Raw genomic sequence first — 16420 nt, 5'->3', positions numbered from 1 at the left:
GCCCCCCAGGCGACGGGCCACGTGATACCGTGGCGCCATGCCTGACGGAACAAGGGGAGATCGCCATGGAGGAGACACTTGGCTGCCTGACACGGCTGAGGGTCGGGCATAGCAAGGGAAAGCCGGCCCCCAACAAGCCCTGCCTGCTGCTGGCCATCATCTGCGAGATCCAGGCGGGGCATATCGCCTCGCCCCGGGTCGCCATAGACGATCGGCTGCTTGCCCGCTATCACGACCTGTACGAGCTTGCCGCCGGCAAACGGGAGCATGCACGCCCCTGGCTCCCTCTCTGGTTCCTCGCCAGCGACAAGGGCCCCGATGATGAAGGTGGGACTCTCTGGCAGCCCGTGCTCTCGGAGGCACTGAACGCGGTCATCGACCAGCTGGGAGCCCCCAAGTCTCTCGATCAGCTGCTCAAGCGCTTTACCACCGCCCGGCTTCACCCGGCGCTCTATGCCTTGCTGGAACAGGAGACCTCAGCCCGAGAAGCCGCCACACTGATCATCGCCCGCCATTTCACGTCCAGCGCAGAGCGGCAGGCACGACTGCATGACTACCTGGAAGAGGCCTTTGCCAGTGGCACCTACGAGAAGGCACCAGAGCAGCTCAAGGGCTCAAGACCCGGCTCACCCCAGCAGGAAAAGGCCCGCTCCGCCGCCTTTCGCTCGCTGGTGCTGGACGCCTACGACTACCGCTGCGCGGCGAGCCGGCTGCGCTATATCACCCCCGACTACCGTTACCTGGTGGAGGCCGCCCACCTGGTGCCCTTCGCCGAGAGCCAGGACGACCGCCCGATGAATGGCATCGCGCTGACGCCCAACCTGCACTGGGCCATGGACAGCCGGCTGATCGCCCCTGGCCCTGACCACCGATGGCACGTCAGCCCGGCGGTGGACGCCCTGGTGCCCGACAACCGCTGGCTATGCGAGCTGGACGGCCAGCCGCTGGTGCTGCCCCGGGATCCGCGCTGGCAACCGGATCGCGACGCCCTGGCCTGGCGGCTGGACCACCTGCAGCGCTGAGGCTGCCATGGATGCAACCGGGCCCCGGCATCTCACGATGCCGGGGCCCGGTCTGTCTAAACGAGGCACGATGCCACTTACGGCTTCATGTCCTCGAAGAACTTCTTCACGCCGTCGAAGAAGCCGCTCTTCTTGGGCGAGTGGTGGGCGCTGTTGGTGCCGCCGAGACTGTCCTGGAACTGGCGCAGCAGCTCCTTCTGATCCTCGTTGAGCTTCACCGGGGTCTCCACCACCACCTTGCACAGCAGGTCGCCGGCGGGGCCGCCGCGCACCGGCTTGACGCCCTTGCCGCGCAGGCGGAAGAGCTTGCCGGTCTGGGTCTCCGGCGGGATCTTCAGCTTGACCCGGCCGTCCAGGGTCGGCACCTCCAGCTCGCCACCCAGGGCGGCGTCGACGAAGTTGATCGGCACCTCGCACTGCAGGTGGCGGCCGTCGCGCTGGAAGATGTGGTGCGGCTTGATCGCCACCTGGACATAGAGGTCCCCGGGCGGCCCGCCGTTGAGGCCGGCCTCGCCCTCGCCGTTGAGGCGAATGCGGTCGCCGGTATCCACCCCGGCCGGGATCTTCACCGACAGGGTGCGGGTCTCGCGCACGCGGCCCTCGCCGTTGCACTTGTGGCAGGGCACCTTGATGTGCTGCCCGGAGCCGTGGCAGGTCGGGCAGGTCTGCTGCACGGCGAAGAAGCCCTGCTGCATGCGCACCTGGCCATGGCCGGCACAGGTCGGACAGGTCTCCTTGCTGGAGCCCGGCTCGGCACCGCCGCCGTCGCAGCGTTCGCACTCCACGTGGCGCGGCACGCGGATATCCACGGTGGTGCCGGCCACCGCGCTCTCGAGGTCGAGCTCGAGGTTGTAGCGCAGGTCGCTGCCGCGGGCCGGGGCGTTGGGATTGCGGCGCCCGCCGCCCCCGCCGAAGATGTCGCCGAAGACATCGCCGAAGATGTCGCTGAAGCCCCCGGGGCCGGCGCCTCCGAAGCCGCCACCGCCGAAGCCGCCGGCCTGGCCGTCCACGCCGGCATGGCCGAACTGGTCATAGGCGGCGCGCTTCTCGCCGTCGCTGAGCACCTCGTAGGCCTCGGAGACCTCGCGGAACTTCTCCGCCGAGCTCTCGTCGTCGGGGTTGCGGTCGGGATGATACTTCTGGGCCAGGCGTCGGTAGGCCTTCTTGATCTCTTTCTGATCGGCCCCGCGCTCTACGCCCAGCACCTCGTAATAATCACGTTTGGACATGGATCGGTCCGCCTCCGTCGCGGTACCGCGGAAACACCAACGCGGGAGTCTGGCCCCCGCGCTGGCGTCATCCGTGGTTCAGATGCGTGGTTTACTGCTTTTTCTGGTCGTCGTTGACTTCTTCATACTCGGCATCGACCACGTCATCTTCCTGCTTGGCGCCGGCGTCGCCGGCCTCGCCACCGCCCTGCTGGGCCGCGTCGGCCTGCTCGGCGTACATCTTCTGGGCCAGGTTGCCGGACGCCTCGGTCAGCTTGTCCAGCTTGGCCTGGATGTCGTCCTTGTCGTCGCCCTTGATGGCCTCCTCGAGCTCCTTGGCGGCGCTCTCGATGGCCTGCTTCTCCTCGTCGCTGGCCTTGTCGCCGGCCTCCTCGACGGTCTTGCGGGCGGCGTGGATCATGCCGTCGGCCTGGTTGCGCAGCTGCACCAGCTCCTCGAACTTCTTGTCCTCGTCGGCGTGGGCCTCGGCATCGCGGACCATCTGCTCGATCTCGTCGTCGGAGAGGCCGCTGGAGGCCTTGATGACGATGGACTGCTCCTTGCCGGTGGCCTTGTCCTTGGCGGACACGTTGAGGATGCCGTTGGCGTCCAGGTCGAAGGCGACCTCGATCTGCGGCACGCCGCGCGGTGCCGGCGGGATGTCGGCCAGGTCGAAGCGGCCCAGCGACTTGTTGCCGCCCGCCTGCTTGCGCTCGCCCTGCAGCACGTGGATGGTCACGGCGGTCTGGTTGTCATCCGCGGTCGAGAAGGTCTGGGTCTTCTTGGTCGGAATGGTGGTGTTCTTCTCGATCAGCGGGGTCATCACGCCGCCCAGGGTCTCGATGCCCAGGGTCAGCGGGGTGACGTCGAGCAGCAGCACGTCCTTGACGTCACCGCCCAGCACGCCGCCCTGGATGGCGGCACCCACGGCCACGGCCTCGTCCGGGTTGACGTCCTTGCGCGCCTCCTTGCCGAAGAAGTCGGCCACGCTCTTCTGCACCATCGGCATGCGGGTCTGGCCGCCGACCAGGATCACATCGTCGATCTCGGAGGCGGAGAGGCCGGCATCCTTCAGGGCGATCTTGCACGGATCGAGGGAGCGCTTGACCAGGTCCTCCACCAGCGACTCCAGCTTGGCCCGGGTCACCTTGACGTTGAGGTGCTTGGGACCGGTGTTGTCCGCCGTGATGTAGGGCAGGTTGACGTCGGTCTGCTGGGCGCTGGAGAGCTCGATCTTGGCCTTCTCGGCGGCTTCCTTGAGGCGCTGCATGGCCAGGTTGTCGCCGGAGAGGTCGATGCCGCTGTCCGACTTGAACTGATCGACCAGGTAGTTGATCAGGTGCATGTCGAAGTCTTCGCCACCCAGGAAGGTGTCGCCGTTGGTGGCCAGCACCTCGAACTGGGTCTCGCCGTCGACGTCCGCCACCTCGATGATGGAGATGTCGAAGGTGCCGCCGCCCAGATCGTAGACCGCGATGGTCTTGTCGCCGCGGGACTTGTCCATGCCGTAGGCCAGGGCCGCCGCGGTGGGCTCGTTGATGATGCGCTTGACCTCGAGGCCGGCGATGCGGCCGGCATCCTTGGTGGCCTGGCGCTGGCTGTCGTTGAAGTAGGCCGGCACGGTGATGACCGCCTCGGTGACCTCCTCACCCAGATAGTCTTCCGCGGTCTTCTTCATCTTCTTCAGCACTTCGGCGCTGACCTGCGGCGGTGCCAGCTTCTTGCCCTTCACTTCCACCCAGGCGTCGCCGTTGTCGGCCTCGGTGATGGTGTAGGGCACCATCTTGATGTCCTTCTGGACGACGTCGTCCTTGAAGCGACGGCCGATCAGGCGCTTGATGGCGTAGAGGGTGTTCTGCGGGTTGGTGACCGCCTGGCGCTTGGCCGCCTGACCCACCAGGGTCTCGCCATCATCGGTGTAGGCGATGATGGACGGCGTGGTGCGTGCGCCCTCGGCGTTCTCGATCACCTTGGCGCTGTCGCCGTCGAGCACGGCAACACAGGAGTTGGTGGTCCCCAGGTCAATACCGATGATGCGTCCCATAGGAAATCCTCGAAAGTCGTTGCAATGAATCTGAGAGTCGTGTTCTGCGGCGTGCGCCGCGGAGTTGTCGTCTATCTGGGGGCCGCATGACGCTTTTCAAGCCCCGCGGCACGGATTTGTTGCCCCGCGTCAGCCGGCGGCCTGGCTGACCACCACCATGGCCGGGCGGACCAGGCGGCCGTTGAGCAGGTAGCCCTTCTGCATCACTTCCATGACGGTGTTGGGCTCCATCTCCGGGTTGGGCACCATGGCCATGGCCTCGTGGAACTGCGGGTCGAAGGGCTCGCCGGCGGGCTCCACCACCTCGACGCCGAACTTGGCCAGCACGTCCTGCTGCATCTTCAGGGTCATGGAGACGCCCTCGCGATGGGCCTCGGTGGCCTCGTCGGCCATGGCCTCCAGCGCCTTCTCCAGGCTGTCCACCACCGGAAGCAGCTCCTTGACGAACTTCTCCAGGGCGAACTTGCGGGCCTTCTCGGCCTCCTGCTCGGCGCGCCGGCGCACGTTCTGCGCCTCGGCGGCGGCACGCAGCGCCTGGTCCTTGGCCTCGGCCACGCTCTGCTCGAGCTCCTCGACGCGAGCCGCCAGCACCTCGGCCTCCGGGTTGTCGACGCCGTCGCTCACGGCCTCGGCCTGCTCGGCCGCCTCGACGGCTTCCTCCAGCTCACCCTCGGCCGGCTGCGGGTCGGCGTCCTGCTCCTGGCGGGCGAGTTCCTCGTCCAGCGGGGTCTGGGGGTCTTTGGCCATGGGTCTCTCCTGAAGCGGTTGGCTGAAAAAACGGGTGCGGCGGCCCCTGGCCACCGGCAGACAAGACGGTCGGGTTGACTCGGTGCTGCGGGGTATATGGGGCTGGCTGTGGCGAACTCAAGGCGGGAAGCGAGAGGGAGGCGACGAACCGTGCATTGTTGGCCATCCTCGACTACTGTATAAACGCACACATAATGGATGAATGACCAGTAGTCTGCCGGCTGCCGCGGTGCGAGGCCGGCACAGCCCCCGGGAGGCGTCATGCTGACTGAACTCGCCATTCGTGACTTCGCCATCGTCGACCACCTCGAGCTGGAGCTCGCCGGCGGCATGACCGCCATCACCGGCGAGACCGGTGCCGGCAAGTCGATCCTGCTCGGCGCCCTGGGGCTCTGCCTGGGCGAGCGCGCCGACACCGGCAGCGTGCGCCATGGCGCCGAGCGCGCCGACCTCTCGGCTCGCTTCGACATCCGCCAGCTGCCAGAGGCGCGCGCCTGGCTCGAGGCCCGCGAGCTGCCCGCCGACGACTGCCTGCTGCGCCGGGTGGTCACCGCGGCCGGTCGCTCCCGGGCGTGGATCAACGGCCAGCCCGCCACCATCGCCGACCTCAAGGCGCTGGGCGAACGGCTGGTCGAGATCCACGGCCAGCACGCCCACCAGGCGCTGCTGCGCGAGGAGACCCACCTGCGCCTGCTCGACGACTTCGCCGGGCACCGCGAGGCGGTGGGCGAGATGGCCGGGACCTTCCGCGGCTGGCAGGCGGCGCGGCGCCGGCTCAGGCGCCTGGCCGAGGACGGCGACGAGCTGGCGGCGCGCCGCCAGCTGGTGCGCTACCAGGTCGAGGAGCTGGACCAGCTGGCCCTGGCCGAGGGCGAGCTGAAGGGGCTGGAGGAGGAGCAGGAGGAGCTGGCCCACGCCGAGGAGCGCCTGCGCGAGGCGCAGTTCGCCGCCGAGTGCTGCGACAACGACGAGGGCGGCGCCGTCACCCTGCTGACCCAGGCGATCAACCGCCTCTCGACGCTGCCGGGAAGCGACCGCGGCAGCCTGGCCGAGTCCCTGGCAATGCTCGGCGAGGCACGCATCCAGGTCGAGGAGGCGGCCCGGGAGCTCAACCACTTCGCCGCCGGCACCGAGCTCGACCCGGAGCGGCTGGCCTGGGTGGAGGAGCGCCTGGGCGAGGTACATCGGCTGGCTCGCAAGCACCATGTGATGCCCGAGGAGCTCACCGAACGGCACCGCGCCCTGCAGGCCGAGCTGGCGGGGCTCGAGGCGGGCGACCAGGACCTCGAGGCGCTCTCCGCCGAGGTCGACACCCTGCGCGAACGCTGGAAGGAGCAGGCGCGGCGCGTGGGCGAGGCGCGACGCCAGGCGGCCCGGCGCTTCGGCAAGGCCGTTCAGGAGCAGCTCGCCTTCCTGGCCATGGGCAAGGCCCGCTTCGAGGTGGAGATCGAGGCCCGGGAGACCCCGGCAGCGGAGGGCCTGGAGGCCCTGCGCTTCCTGATCAGCGCCAACCCGGGGCAGCCGCCGCGGCCGCTGGCCCGGGTCGCCTCCGGTGGCGAGCTGTCGCGGATCAGCCTGGCGATCCAGGTGGTGGCCGCCCGCCACTCCACCATTCCCAGCCTGGTGTTCGACGAAGTGGACGTGGGGGTCTCCGGGGCCACCGCCGAGATCGTCGGCCAGCTGCTGCGCCGGCTGGGCGAGCAGGGCCAGGTGATGACCGTGACCCACCTGCCCCAGGTGGCCGCCCAGGCCCACCAGCACCTGCATATCGAGAAGCAGGCCGGGCGCGACACCACCCTGACGCGCATGGCGCTGCTCGACGAGGCCGGCCGGGTCGGCGAGCTGGCCCGCATGCTGGGCGGCGTCAACCTCTCGGACAGGACCCTGGCCCATGCCCGGGAGATGCTCGACGCCAGCCAGCGTCCCCACCACTGAGCGCGACAGCCTCTCGGACCACTCTCCATACCACCGGCCCATGCCCGGGAGAGGCTCGACGCCAGCCAGCGTCCCCACCACTGAGGGGGACAGCCTTTCTAACCGCTATCCATTCCCCCCCACAAACGCCGACGGCCCCGATCAATGATCGGGGCCGTCGGCCGGGAAGGGCAGCGTTCGCGCGGGACGACTACTTGCGGGGGGCGCCATCCTGGCGGGTGGCATTGGAGCCACGGGGGCGCACGTAGAGCACCAGGGCATGGTCCACCAGCTCGTAGCCGTGCTCCTCGGCGATCTCCTGCTGGCGCCGCTCGATGGTCTCGTCGAAGAACTCGATGATCTCGCCGCTGTCGAGGCACACCATGTGGTCGTGGTGCTCCTCCTGGGAGATCTCGAAGACCGCGTGGCCGCCGTCGAAGTTGTGGCGCACCACGAGGCCCGCCGATTCGAACTGGGTCAGCACCCGGTAGACGGTGGCGAGGCCCACGTCCTCTCCGGCGTCCAGCAGGGTCTTGTAGACATCCTCGGCGCTCAGGTGATGCTCGCCCTGGGCGTTCTCGAGGATCTGCAGGATCTTCACGCGCGGCAGGGTCACCTTCAGACCGGCCTTGCGTAGTTCATGGTTCTGGTCGGCCATGGTCGCTCTTCGCAGTATCGGGTAGGGTCGGGTATGATCGACCGAAACCACGATAGTGAAGAACAGGCGCAAATGCAAAAGCTGACCAGAATCGTCACCCTTTCTGCCGCCCTGCTGATGGCCAGCGGCTGCAGCTACTTCGGGGTCTACAAGCGCGACATCCCCCAGGGCAACCTGGTGACCGCCGACATGGTGGACCAGCTGCGCCCCGGCATGAGCCGCGATGAGGTGGTCTACCTGATGGGCCGGCCGCTGCTCGAGGCGCCCTTCGACTCCAGCCAGTGGGACTACATCTTCCGGCTGGACGAGGCCTATGGCGAGGTGGAGCGCCGCCGGGTCACCCTGACCTTCGCGGGCAACCGCCTGATGGATATCCAGCGGGAGGGGGACCTGAGCCAGGACATCGAGCTGCGCCCGACCGAGAGCGTCGGCCCCCGGGTGGAGGGCAGCGACCCCCTCGATGGCATGCCGCAGCAGCCCCAACCGGACGCTGGCGGCACCGTGCCCCAGGGGGGCGAGACCTCCAGCGACTTCTGAGCCGCCCCCATGCCTGGACGCCCCGCACCGGCACCTGCCGGGCGGGGCGTCAGCGTTTCTCGCGGGCGGCGCGGGCGGCTCGCGCCGCCTTGGGATCGATCTCCAGCGGCCGGTAGACCTCGACGCGATCCCCGGCGCGCAGCCGCTGGCCCTCCGGGTCGCGCAGCCGCCGCCCGAAGATGCCCAGGTCCGCCTCGGCGAAGGTCGCCGGCGGGCACTCGGGGAAGTGCTGTTCCAGCCCGGCCAGCGCCACCGCCTGGCGCGCGGTGGTGCCCTCGGGGACCGTCAGGCTGACGATGCGCTGCCGGTCGGGCAGTGCGAAGGCCACCTCCACCTCGAGGCGTGACATTCCGCTAGCGGCCATAGAGCTGGTCGGCCCGGCGGGTGAACGAATCGACCAGCTGGCCCGCGACCTGCTGGAAGAGCTTGCCGAAGGCCATGCCCAGCAGGCGGTTGGCGAACTCGAACTCCATCTCCAGGCACACCTTGCAGGCGTTCTCGCCCATGGGGATGAACATCCAGCGCCCGCGTAGCCGCTTGAAGGGGCCGCTGACCAGCGACATCTCGATGCGCTCGGGCTCGATCAGGTCGTTGCGGGTCATGATGCTCTGCTCGATGCCGGCACGGCCCAGGGTCATCTCGCCGATCAGGTGCGAGTCGTCACGCTCCACCAGGCGGGCGCGACGGCAGCCCGGCAGGAACTCCGGATAGCGCTCGAAATCGTTGACCAGATCGAACATGTCCTGGGGGGTGTGCCGCACCATGGCGGTTCGGTTGACCGTTGGCATTGAGCTCTCCGCTGACTTCACAGTGCCCAGGGCGTATCATGAGCCGTTGTTCCAGGCCTTGAATGGTACCACGCTTCCCCCCATATCGAAGGGGCAGCCGCCACGGGCACGATCAAGATACGAGGTTTCATGGCCAACAAGAAAGGCAAGGGAAAGGGTCCCGGCAGCAACGTCATCGCCCAGAACAAGAAGGCTCGCTTCGAGTACCACATCGACGAGACCTTCGAGGCGGGCCTGGTGCTGTCCGGCTGGGAGGTGAAGAGCCTGCGCGCCGGCAAGGCGCAGCTGACCGACACCTACATCCTGGTCAAGAACGGCGAGGCCTGGCTGCTGGGCAGCCACATCATGCCGCTCAACACCGCCAGCACCCACGAGGTCGCCGACCCGATCCGCACCCGCAAGCTGCTGCTGCACAAGAAGGAGATCGCCAAGATCTTCTCGCGGACCCAGGACAAGGGGCACACCTGCGTGCCGCTGAAGCTCTACTGGAAGGGCAACCGGGTGAAGTGCGAGCTGGCCCTGGTGACGGGCAAGAAGCTGCACGACAAGCGCGCCACCGAGAAGGACCGCGACTGGCAGCGCCAGAAGGGTCGCGTGATGCGGGAACAAAACCGTGCCTGAGGTGTCACAGAACTGAACATCCTGTTAGGATGATCGCTATGGGGGCGACATGGTTTCGACGCCGGTGACAACCCCTGCGGTGCATGCCGAGAGCGTGATGTATCTCGTAAATCCAACATCACGACTAAATAGTCGCAAACGACGACAACTACGCTCAGGGCGCGCTGGCAGCTTAAAGACTGCTAGCTTCTAGTCCGGCCCCGAAGTGATGTGCCCATTCATCACGGAGGGGATACGAGCCAAGAATGATGGGATCGCGATCGGTAGCGTCCTCATGCCGGTCGTTAAATCTAAGAGGAATCGCGTCGCTGGATCCTGACCGTCGGAGCCAGAGGCGTTAAATCAAAAGACGGAATCTAAGCATGTAGAGCCAATGGGCGCGTGCTGGCGGACGCGGGTTCAATTCCCGCCGCCTCCACCAACTCCATACGAATCAAGCACCTACGGGTGCTTTTTTCGTTTCTGGCCGTTTGCGACCCCGGTGGTGCCCCCACCCACTCCCCATCTCCCGGGCCACCAACGTCCAACGCGAGCCACCCCTGCGACCTTCGTCTTACGCTTGACGCGAAAAGCACTTGATACCAGCCTCAGGGGACGCCATTATCAGCGCCCACTCGTCACCCCCCTGCGGGGAGCCGGGCGAGGCCAAGACCGGGGTGGCATCGGGTCGGGGGCGCCGAGGCGCTTCACTACCGATAAGACCCTACCACTGTTGACATTTCCCGATCTGGATTCGAACCCCCATGAGCAAAGTCCTGATTATCGGCGCCGGCGGCGTCGGCGGCGTCGTTACCCACAAGTGCGCCCAGCATCCCGAGGTCTTCAGCGAGATCCTGCTGGCCAGCCGCAACGAGGCGAAGTGCAAGGCGATCGCCGCCCAGCTGGATCGCCCGATCCAGACCGCCCAGGTGGACGCCGACAGCGTCGATGACCTGGTCGCGCTGATCGAGTCCTTCAAGCCCGACGTGCTGATCCACGTGGCCCTGCCCTATCAGGACCTGACCATCATGGAGGCCTGCCTGAAGACCGGCGTGCCCTACCTGGACACCGCCAACTACGAGCACCCCGACGAGGCGAAGTTCGAGTACAAGGAGCAGTGGGCATTCCAGGAGCGCTACAAGGAGGCCGGCAACATGGCCACCCTGGGCTGCGGCTTCGACCCGGGCATGACCAATATCTACTGCGCCTACGCCCAGAAGAACCTGTTCGACGAGATCCACCGCATCGACATCCTGGATGCCAACGGCGGCGACCACGGCTACCCCTTCGCCACCAACTTCAACCCGGAGATCAACATTCGCGAGATCACCGCGAAGGGTCGCTACTGGGAGAAGGGCGAGTGGAAGGAGACCGACCCGCTGGCAGTGAAGCGCAAGTTCGACTTCGACGGCATCGGCGAGAAGGACATCTACCTGCTCTACCACGAGGAGCTCGAGTCCCTCAGCCAGAACATCAAGGGCCTGGAGCGCATCCGCTTCTGGATGACCTTCTCCGACAAGTACATCACCCACCTGAAGGTGCTCGAGAACGTCGGCATGACCCGCATCGAGCCGATCACGGTGAACGGCACCGAGATCGCCCCGCTGGAGTTCCTTAAGGCGGTGCTGCCGGACCCGGCATCGCTGGGCCCGCGTACCAAGGGCAAGACCAACATCGGCATCATCGCCGACGGCATCAAGGACGGTAAGCGTCGCAAGGTGTACATCTACAACATCTGCGACCACGAGGCGTGCTACGCCGAGGTCCAGTCCCAGGCGATCTCCTACACCACCGGCGTGCCGGCGGTGACCGGCGCCATGCTGATGCTGGAAGGGATCTGGAAAGGCGCGGGCGTGTTCAACGTCGAGCAGCTCGACCCCGACCCCTTCATGGCCCGCATCGGCGAGATGGGGCTGCCCTGGCAGGTGGTCGAGCTCGACCCCGACCACGACCCCCTGGCCTGAGCCATGGCGAACGCACGCGAGCAGGGCCTGGACTTCGACGTCCGGGCCTGCCCCTCACCGGCCTATGTGGTGGACGACGCCCTACTGCGCCGCAACCTGGCGCTGCTGGGGCAGGTCCAGGCGCGCAGCGGTGCGCGCATCCTGCTGGCCCTGAAGGGCTTCGCCATGTGGGATACCTTCCCGCTGGTGCGCCAGTACCTGGTGGGCACCACGTCAAGCGGCCAGGACGAGGCGCGCCTGGGGGCGGAGACCTTCGGCGGCGAGGTGCACTGCTACTCGCCGGCCTTCACCGAGGAGGAGATGGCGGTGGTGCTGCGCTATGCAGACCACCTCAGCTTCAACTCCCCGGGCCAGTGGCGACGCTTCCGCGAGACCATCGCGGGCGCGCCCCGCCGGGTCTCCTGCGGCATGCGGGTCAACCCGGAGCACTCCACCGGTTCGGTGCCGCTCTATGATCCCTGCGCACCGGGCTCGCGGCTCGGCACCCGGGCGCGTGACCTCAACTCCGAGGTGATGGAGGGGCTCGAGGGGCTGCACTTCCACACCCTCTGCGAGCAGAACAGCGACGACCTGGAGTCGACCCTGGCGGCCTTCGAGGAGCGCTTCGGCCACTACCTGGCCGGCCTCAAGTGGGTCAACTTCGGCGGCGGGCACCATATCACCCGGGACGACTACGACGTCGAGCGGCTGGTGCGGGTGATCCGGGACTTCCGGGAGCGCCATCCGCACCTCACCGTCTACCTGGAGCCGGGAGAGGCGATCGCGCTGAACACCGGCTACCTGGTCTGCTCCGTGCTGGATATCGTCGACAATGACGGCCCCATCGCCATCCTCGACACCTCCGCCACGGCGCACATGCCCGACGTGCTGGAGATGCCCTACCGCCCGCACATCATCGGCGGCGGCGAGCCGGGCGAGAAGGCCCACACCTACCGCCTGGGGGGCATGACCTGCCTCGCCGGCGACGTGATCGGCGACTACTCCTTCGACGCGCCCCTGCAGATCGGCGACCGCCTGGTGTTCACCGACATGGCCCACTACACCATGGTCAAGACCACCACCTTCAACGGCATCCGCCTGCCGTCGATCTGCCGCATCGACGAGGCGAACCGCGAGGTGCGCACGGTCAGGACCTTCGGCTACGTGGACTACATGCAGCGGCTCAGCTGACGCCTGCGCGGCAGGCGAACGGCGGAATCGAACAGGCACCCTCGGGTGCCTGTTCCCGTTGGGGCCACCGCCCCCTTCACTCCCCCCCCCTTTCTCCTCCCACGATTTTCCCGCAAGGTGGCGTTTGCACTCAGCTGTCAGGGAGAACTGCCATGACCCGGGTCTTCAAGTTCGGCGGCGCCTCGATCCAGGACGCCGCGGCCATCCGCCACCTGGGGGAGCTGCTGGCCGGCTTCCCTGACCGACCGCTGGTGGTGGTCGTGTCGGCCATGGGCAAGACCACCAACGCCCTGGAGGCGCTGATCGCAGCGGCGCGAGTGGGTGACGAGGCCGACTACCGCCGCCGTCTCGAGGCCCTGCGCCAGGCCCACCTCACGGTGATGACCGAGCTCTTCGGCGAGGGTGCGGGCCCGGCGGCACGGGTCGCCGCGCTGTTCGACGAGCTGGACGCCCGGCACCGTCAGTACCGCGACGCCTCCTACCCCCTGCACTACGACCAGACCATCGGCTACGGCGAGCTGCTCTCCACCACCCTCGTCGCCGCCTGGCTCAACGCGACCGGCGTGGCAACCACCTGGTGCGATGCCCGCGAACTGGTCATCACCGACGCCTGCCACCAGGCCGCCAACGTCGACTGGGCAGCCACCGCCCGCCGGGTCGCGGACCTGCCGCTGGACGACGGCCGGCTGCTGCTGACCCAGGGCTTCATCGGCGCCACGCCCACGGGGGCCATGAGCAGCCTGGGACGCGAGGGCTCAGACTTCAGCGCGGCCATCCTCGCCCACTGCCTGGGGGCCGAGGAGGTGGTGATCTGGAAGGACGTGCCGGGGCTCTTCAACGCCGACCCGCGGCGCTTCGACAATGCCGTGCCGCTGGCGCACCTCTCCTATGCCGAGGCCGTCGAGCTGGCCTGGCATGGCGCCAAGGTGATCCACCCCAAGACCCTGGGCCCGCTCCAGCAGAAGGCGATCCCGCTGACGGTGCGCTCCTTCCTGGAGCCGGACGCCCCGTCCAGCACCATCGACGCCGAGACGCGCCACGACGCCGGTCACCCCGCCCTGATCCTGCGCGACGACCAGGTGCTGCTGGAGGTCACGCCTCGCGACTTCGCCTTCATGGACGAGGCCCGGCTGCACGACATCCTCGGCCGCCTCGTCGAGGTCGGCCTGCATGCCAACCTGATCGACAGCGAGGCAATGCGGCTGCGGCTCTGCGTCGACCCGAAGCCCGAGAAGCTCGAACCGCTGGCCGACTCGCTGGCCGCCGACTACCGGCTGGATCGCCACGAGGGGCTCACCCTGCTGACCGTTCGCCACCCCACCCCGGCGCTGCTCGAGGCCCTCGCCGAGGGGCGCGAGGTGCTCGCCGAGCGGGGCAATGCCGGTACTGCCCAGCGGCTGTTCCGCGGCGACCAGTGCCCCGAGACCTGGCATATCCCGGACTGAGGCCCGCCGGCTTCGCCGAAGGTGCCAATGCCGGCGGGGCGCGCCTGTGCGATGGTAGCGGGCCACCCGTGACCGCCCCGACAGGACTCGCCCCATGCCCCAGCCCATCACCTTCCCGGCCGCCGATGGCTTTCGCCTGCAGGGCCACGAATGGCGCCATGCGCACGCGGACCCGTCGCGCCCGGTGGTGGTGATCAACCCGGCCACCTCGGTAGCCAGCCGCTACTACCATCGCTTCGCCGCCTACCTGCATGCCCACGGCATGGACGTGGTCACCTACGACTACCGCGGCATCGGAGCCTCGCGCCCGCCCGCCTCGCTGCGTCGCCTGCCGGCCAGCTGGTACGACTGGGGCGAGCTGGACTGCGAGGGCGCCCTGCGGCACGCCCTGGCGGCGTTCCCGGGGCAGCCCCTGGACGTGGTGGCCCACTCCATCGGCGGTTTCGCCCTGGGCCTGGCGCCCTCCAATGGCCGGGTGCGGCGGGCCTTCACCATGGGCTCCCAGTTCGCCTACTGGCGCGACTACCGGCCCGAGCTGCGCCGCGGCATGCTGCTCAAGTGGCACCTGGTGATGCCGCTGCTGGCCGTGGCGCTGGGCTACGTGCCCGCCAAGCGCCTGGGCTGGATGGAGGACACTCCCCGCGGCGTGGCGCTCGACTGGTCGACCATGCGCCCCGGCTTCGAGCAGAGCTTCCGCCACCGCTCGCCGCGCGGGCGCCGTCTCGCGGCCGAGCGACGGGCCCGATTCGGCCAGCTGCGCGCCCCGCTGCTGGCGCTCAGCGTCACCGACGACCCCTTCGGCACCGAACCGGCCATCGAGCGCCTGCTCGGCTACTTCACCTCGAGCGCGCGCACCCACCTGCGGCTCTCGCCGCAGGAGATCGACGCCGAACGGATCGGCCACTTCGCCTTCTTCCACGACCGTTTCCGCCACAGCCTCTGGCCGATCGCCCTGGCCTGGCTGACGCAGGAGGCGCTGCCCGCGGCCGCCCCGGGCCGCCACCGGCACCACCCCCGGCACGCCTGACCGACACGCCAGACACGCGAACGCCGGGGCGGTCACGCCCCGGCGTTCGTCACGACCGCTTCTCGAACGGACCCGTCGTAGCTACCCGGCCGGGCAGGCGCGGCTCAGGCCGCGTCGCGCTTGGCGTCGGCAGCGGCCTGCATGGCCAGCGCAGTGTCCAGCATGCGGTTGGAGAAGCCCCACTCGTTGTCGTACCAGGCCATCACCTTCACCAGCCGTCCGTTCACGCGGGTGTGGTTGGCATCGAAGGTGGAGGAGTTGGCGTCGTGGTTGAAGTCGATGGAGACCAGCGGCTGGGCGTTGACCGCCAGCACCGGCGATGCCTCGGCGGCCCGGGCGACGATGGCGTTGATCTCCTCCCGGGTGGTGTCGCGGCTGGCGGTGAAGACCAGGTCGACCAGCGAGACGTTGATCACCGGCACGCGGACCGCCAGGCCATCGAACTTGCCGGCCAGGCCCGGCAGCACCAGGCCCACCGCGGCGGCGGCGCCGGTCTTGGTGGGGATCATCGAGTGCGTGGCGCTGCGGGCCCGGTAGGGATCCTTGTGATAGACGTCGGAGAGGTTCTGGTCGTTGGTGTAGGCGTGAACCGTGGTCATCAGGCCGTTCTCGATGCCCACCGCCGCATCCAGGGCCTGGGCCACCGGCGCCAGGCAGTTGGTGGTGCAGGAGGCGTTGGAGACCACCTTGTGCTCGGGCTTGAGCACGTCCTCGTTGACGCCATAGACCACGGTGGCGTCGGCATCGGGGCTCGGGGCGGAGATCAGCACGCGCCCGGCGCCGGCCTCGAGGTGCTTCGCCGCGGCCTCACGCCTGGTGAACAGGCCGGTGCACTCCATCACCTGATCGACACCCAGCGACGCCCAGGGCAGCGCCGCCGGGTCGCGCTCGGAGAGGATGGCGATGCGGTCACCGTCCACGCTGAGGCTCTCGTCGTCATGCGCCACGGGGAAGGGGAAGTGGCCGTGCACGGTGTCGTGGCGCAGCAGGTGGGCGTTGAGTGCCGGGTCGCCCAGGTCGTTGATGGCCACCACCTGGATCCGCCGGCGGTAGCCGTTCTCGTAAAGGGCGCGAAGTACGTTGCGGCCGATGCGGCCGAAGCCGTTGATGGCGATCTTGAGCGTCATGTCCTCTTCCTCTTGCTCCAGTGGCGACGTGTGGGTCCCGGGGTGAGCCGACTGGCGGAGGTGGGACGGCATCGAGAATGCCGACTCGACAGGCCCGCGGCTCATCGTGTGCCCACAATGTGGCGCAAGGCAGCCTCGGACTCAAGATTTTTTTAGTAACTTTACAACA

The 16420-nt window shown here is 68.2% G+C and carries 15 protein-coding genes and 1 other RNA gene; 9 read left to right on the top strand and 7 right to left on the bottom strand.

The annotated features are described in order from the left end of the window. Nucleotides 1–65: 65 nt before the first annotated feature. Nucleotides 66–1022 carry an HNH endonuclease gene (locus tag NFC98_RS00820; protein ID WP_254276374.1) on the top strand — a complete coding sequence of 319 codons (957 nt, stop codon included), beginning with the start codon at nucleotides 66–68 and terminating at the stop codon, nucleotides 1020–1022. A gap of 77 nt (nucleotides 1023–1099) precedes the next feature. On the opposite strand, the gene dnaJ is transcribed toward NFC98_RS00820, so the two are convergent. The 3 genes from dnaJ to grpE form a co-directional block, all read right to left on the bottom strand. Beyond that, a complete protein-coding gene (dnaJ, locus tag NFC98_RS00815) occupies nucleotides 1100–2251 on the bottom strand; it encodes a molecular chaperone DnaJ (RefSeq protein ID WP_254276373.1) in 1152 nt (383 codons plus the stop codon). A gap of 91 nt (nucleotides 2252–2342) precedes the next feature. Further along, a complete protein-coding gene (gene dnaK, locus NFC98_RS00810) occupies nucleotides 2343–4274 on the bottom strand; it encodes a molecular chaperone DnaK (RefSeq protein WP_254276372.1) in 1932 nt (643 codons plus the stop codon). Nucleotides 4275–4403: 129 nt separating this feature from the next. Then, complete coding sequence (gene grpE, locus NFC98_RS00805) at nucleotides 4404–5021, bottom strand: nucleotide exchange factor GrpE (RefSeq protein WP_183330940.1); 618 nt, start codon at nucleotides 5019–5021, stop codon at nucleotides 4404–4406. 261 nt (nucleotides 5022–5282) lie between these two features. Here grpE and recN point away from each other — a divergent pair, with 261 nt between their 5' ends. Then, nucleotides 5283–6956, top strand: a complete 1674-nt coding sequence (recN, locus tag NFC98_RS00800) for a DNA repair protein RecN (RefSeq protein WP_254276371.1) — start codon at nucleotides 5283–5285, stop codon at nucleotides 6954–6956. A 190-nt stretch (nucleotides 6957–7146) separates the two neighbouring features. Here the strand turns inward: recN and fur are convergent, their stop codons facing one another. Beyond that, entirely contained in the window at nucleotides 7147–7593 is a 447-nt protein-coding gene (fur, locus tag NFC98_RS00795; RefSeq protein WP_183330938.1) for a ferric iron uptake transcriptional regulator, read from the bottom strand. Nucleotides 7594–7665: 72 nt separating this feature from the next. Between fur and NFC98_RS00790 the strand changes: the two genes are divergently transcribed. Then, nucleotides 7666–8130, top strand: coding sequence for an outer membrane protein assembly factor BamE (locus NFC98_RS00790; protein WP_254276370.1), 465 nt, complete (start codon nucleotides 7666–7668; stop codon nucleotides 8128–8130). Between the two features lie 49 nt (nucleotides 8131–8179). On the opposite strand, the gene NFC98_RS00785 is transcribed toward NFC98_RS00790, so the two are convergent. Further along, nucleotides 8180–8479, bottom strand: a complete 300-nt coding sequence (locus NFC98_RS00785) for an RnfH family protein (RefSeq protein WP_254276369.1) — start codon at nucleotides 8477–8479, stop codon at nucleotides 8180–8182. A 4-nt stretch (nucleotides 8480–8483) separates the two neighbouring features. Then, entirely contained in the window at nucleotides 8484–8918 is a 435-nt protein-coding gene (locus NFC98_RS00780) for a type II toxin-antitoxin system RatA family toxin (protein WP_183330935.1), read from the bottom strand. A gap of 129 nt (nucleotides 8919–9047) precedes the next feature. Between NFC98_RS00780 and smpB the strand changes: the two genes are divergently transcribed. The 6 genes from smpB to NFC98_RS00750 all read left to right on the top strand — a co-directional run bounded on the left by smpB (nucleotide 9048) and on the right by NFC98_RS00750 (nucleotide 15124). Beyond that, nucleotides 9048–9539: an SsrA-binding protein SmpB gene (gene smpB, locus NFC98_RS00775; RefSeq protein ID WP_183330934.1), complete on the top strand. Its 492-nt coding sequence runs from the start codon at nucleotides 9048–9050 to the stop codon at nucleotides 9537–9539. A gap of 40 nt (nucleotides 9540–9579) precedes the next feature. Further along, nucleotides 9580–9960, top strand: a transfer-messenger RNA (tmRNA) gene (gene ssrA, locus NFC98_RS00770). A gap of 322 nt (nucleotides 9961–10282) precedes the next feature. Beyond that, nucleotides 10283–11482: a saccharopine dehydrogenase family protein gene (locus NFC98_RS00765; protein WP_254276368.1), complete on the top strand. Its 1200-nt coding sequence runs from the start codon at nucleotides 10283–10285 to the stop codon at nucleotides 11480–11482. Between the two features lie 3 nt (nucleotides 11483–11485). Beyond that, nucleotides 11486–12652 carry a carboxynorspermidine decarboxylase gene (gene nspC, locus NFC98_RS00760; protein WP_254276367.1) on the top strand — a complete coding sequence of 389 codons (1167 nt, stop codon included), beginning with the start codon at nucleotides 11486–11488 and terminating at the stop codon, nucleotides 12650–12652. 152 nt (nucleotides 12653–12804) lie between these two features. Next, nucleotides 12805–14097 carry an aspartate kinase gene (locus NFC98_RS00755; RefSeq protein ID WP_254276366.1) on the top strand — a complete coding sequence of 431 codons (1293 nt, stop codon included), beginning with the start codon at nucleotides 12805–12807 and terminating at the stop codon, nucleotides 14095–14097. Between the two features lie 94 nt (nucleotides 14098–14191). Continuing rightward, nucleotides 14192–15124: an alpha/beta fold hydrolase gene (locus NFC98_RS00750; protein WP_254276365.1), complete on the top strand. Its 933-nt coding sequence runs from the start codon at nucleotides 14192–14194 to the stop codon at nucleotides 15122–15124. A gap of 104 nt (nucleotides 15125–15228) precedes the next feature. Here the strand turns inward: NFC98_RS00750 and gap are convergent, their stop codons facing one another. After that, nucleotides 15229–16251: a type I glyceraldehyde-3-phosphate dehydrogenase gene (gene gap, locus NFC98_RS00745; RefSeq protein ID WP_254276364.1), complete on the bottom strand. Its 1023-nt coding sequence runs from the start codon at nucleotides 16249–16251 to the stop codon at nucleotides 15229–15231. Between the last annotated feature and the right edge of the window lie 169 nt (nucleotides 16252–16420).

Origin of the sequence: Halomonas sp. 3H, assembly GCF_024206005.1 — a bacterium.
Classification (GTDB): Bacteria; Pseudomonadota; Gammaproteobacteria; order Pseudomonadales; family Halomonadaceae; genus Halomonas; species Halomonas campaniensis.
This window is presented reverse-complemented; position numbering and strand designations above follow the sequence as displayed.

What these genes read in the sequence shown, in the direction of transcription:
- NFC98_RS00820 (WP_254276374.1), top strand. Translation starts at nt 66, where the DNA reads ATGGAGGAGACACTTGGCTGCCTGACACGGCTGAGGGTCGGGCATAGC.
- dnaJ (WP_254276373.1), bottom strand. Translation starts at nt 2,251, where the DNA reads ATGTCCAAACGTGATTATTACGAGGTGCTGGGCGTAGAGCGCGGGGCC.
- dnaK (WP_254276372.1), bottom strand. Translation starts at nt 4,274, where the DNA reads ATGGGACGCATCATCGGTATTGACCTGGGGACCACCAACTCCTGTGTT.
- grpE (WP_183330940.1), bottom strand. Translation starts at nt 5,021, where the DNA reads ATGGCCAAAGACCCCCAGACCCCGCTGGACGAGGAACTCGCCCGCCAG.
- recN (WP_254276371.1), top strand. Translation starts at nt 5,283, where the DNA reads ATGCTGACTGAACTCGCCATTCGTGACTTCGCCATCGTCGACCACCTC.
- fur (WP_183330938.1), bottom strand. Translation starts at nt 7,593, where the DNA reads ATGGCCGACCAGAACCATGAACTACGCAAGGCCGGTCTGAAGGTGACC.
- NFC98_RS00790 (WP_254276370.1), top strand. Translation starts at nt 7,666, where the DNA reads ATGCAAAAGCTGACCAGAATCGTCACCCTTTCTGCCGCCCTGCTGATG.
- NFC98_RS00785 (WP_254276369.1), bottom strand. Translation starts at nt 8,479, where the DNA reads ATGTCACGCCTCGAGGTGGAGGTGGCCTTCGCACTGCCCGACCGGCAG.
- NFC98_RS00780 (WP_183330935.1), bottom strand. Translation starts at nt 8,918, where the DNA reads ATGCCAACGGTCAACCGAACCGCCATGGTGCGGCACACCCCCCAGGAC.
- smpB (WP_183330934.1), top strand. Translation starts at nt 9,048, where the DNA reads ATGGCCAACAAGAAAGGCAAGGGAAAGGGTCCCGGCAGCAACGTCATC.
- NFC98_RS00765 (WP_254276368.1), top strand. Translation starts at nt 10,283, where the DNA reads ATGAGCAAAGTCCTGATTATCGGCGCCGGCGGCGTCGGCGGCGTCGTT.
- nspC (WP_254276367.1), top strand. Translation starts at nt 11,486, where the DNA reads ATGGCGAACGCACGCGAGCAGGGCCTGGACTTCGACGTCCGGGCCTGC.
- NFC98_RS00755 (WP_254276366.1), top strand. Translation starts at nt 12,805, where the DNA reads ATGACCCGGGTCTTCAAGTTCGGCGGCGCCTCGATCCAGGACGCCGCG.
- NFC98_RS00750 (WP_254276365.1), top strand. Translation starts at nt 14,192, where the DNA reads ATGCCCCAGCCCATCACCTTCCCGGCCGCCGATGGCTTTCGCCTGCAG.
- gap (WP_254276364.1), bottom strand. Translation starts at nt 16,251, where the DNA reads ATGACGCTCAAGATCGCCATCAACGGCTTCGGCCGCATCGGCCGCAAC.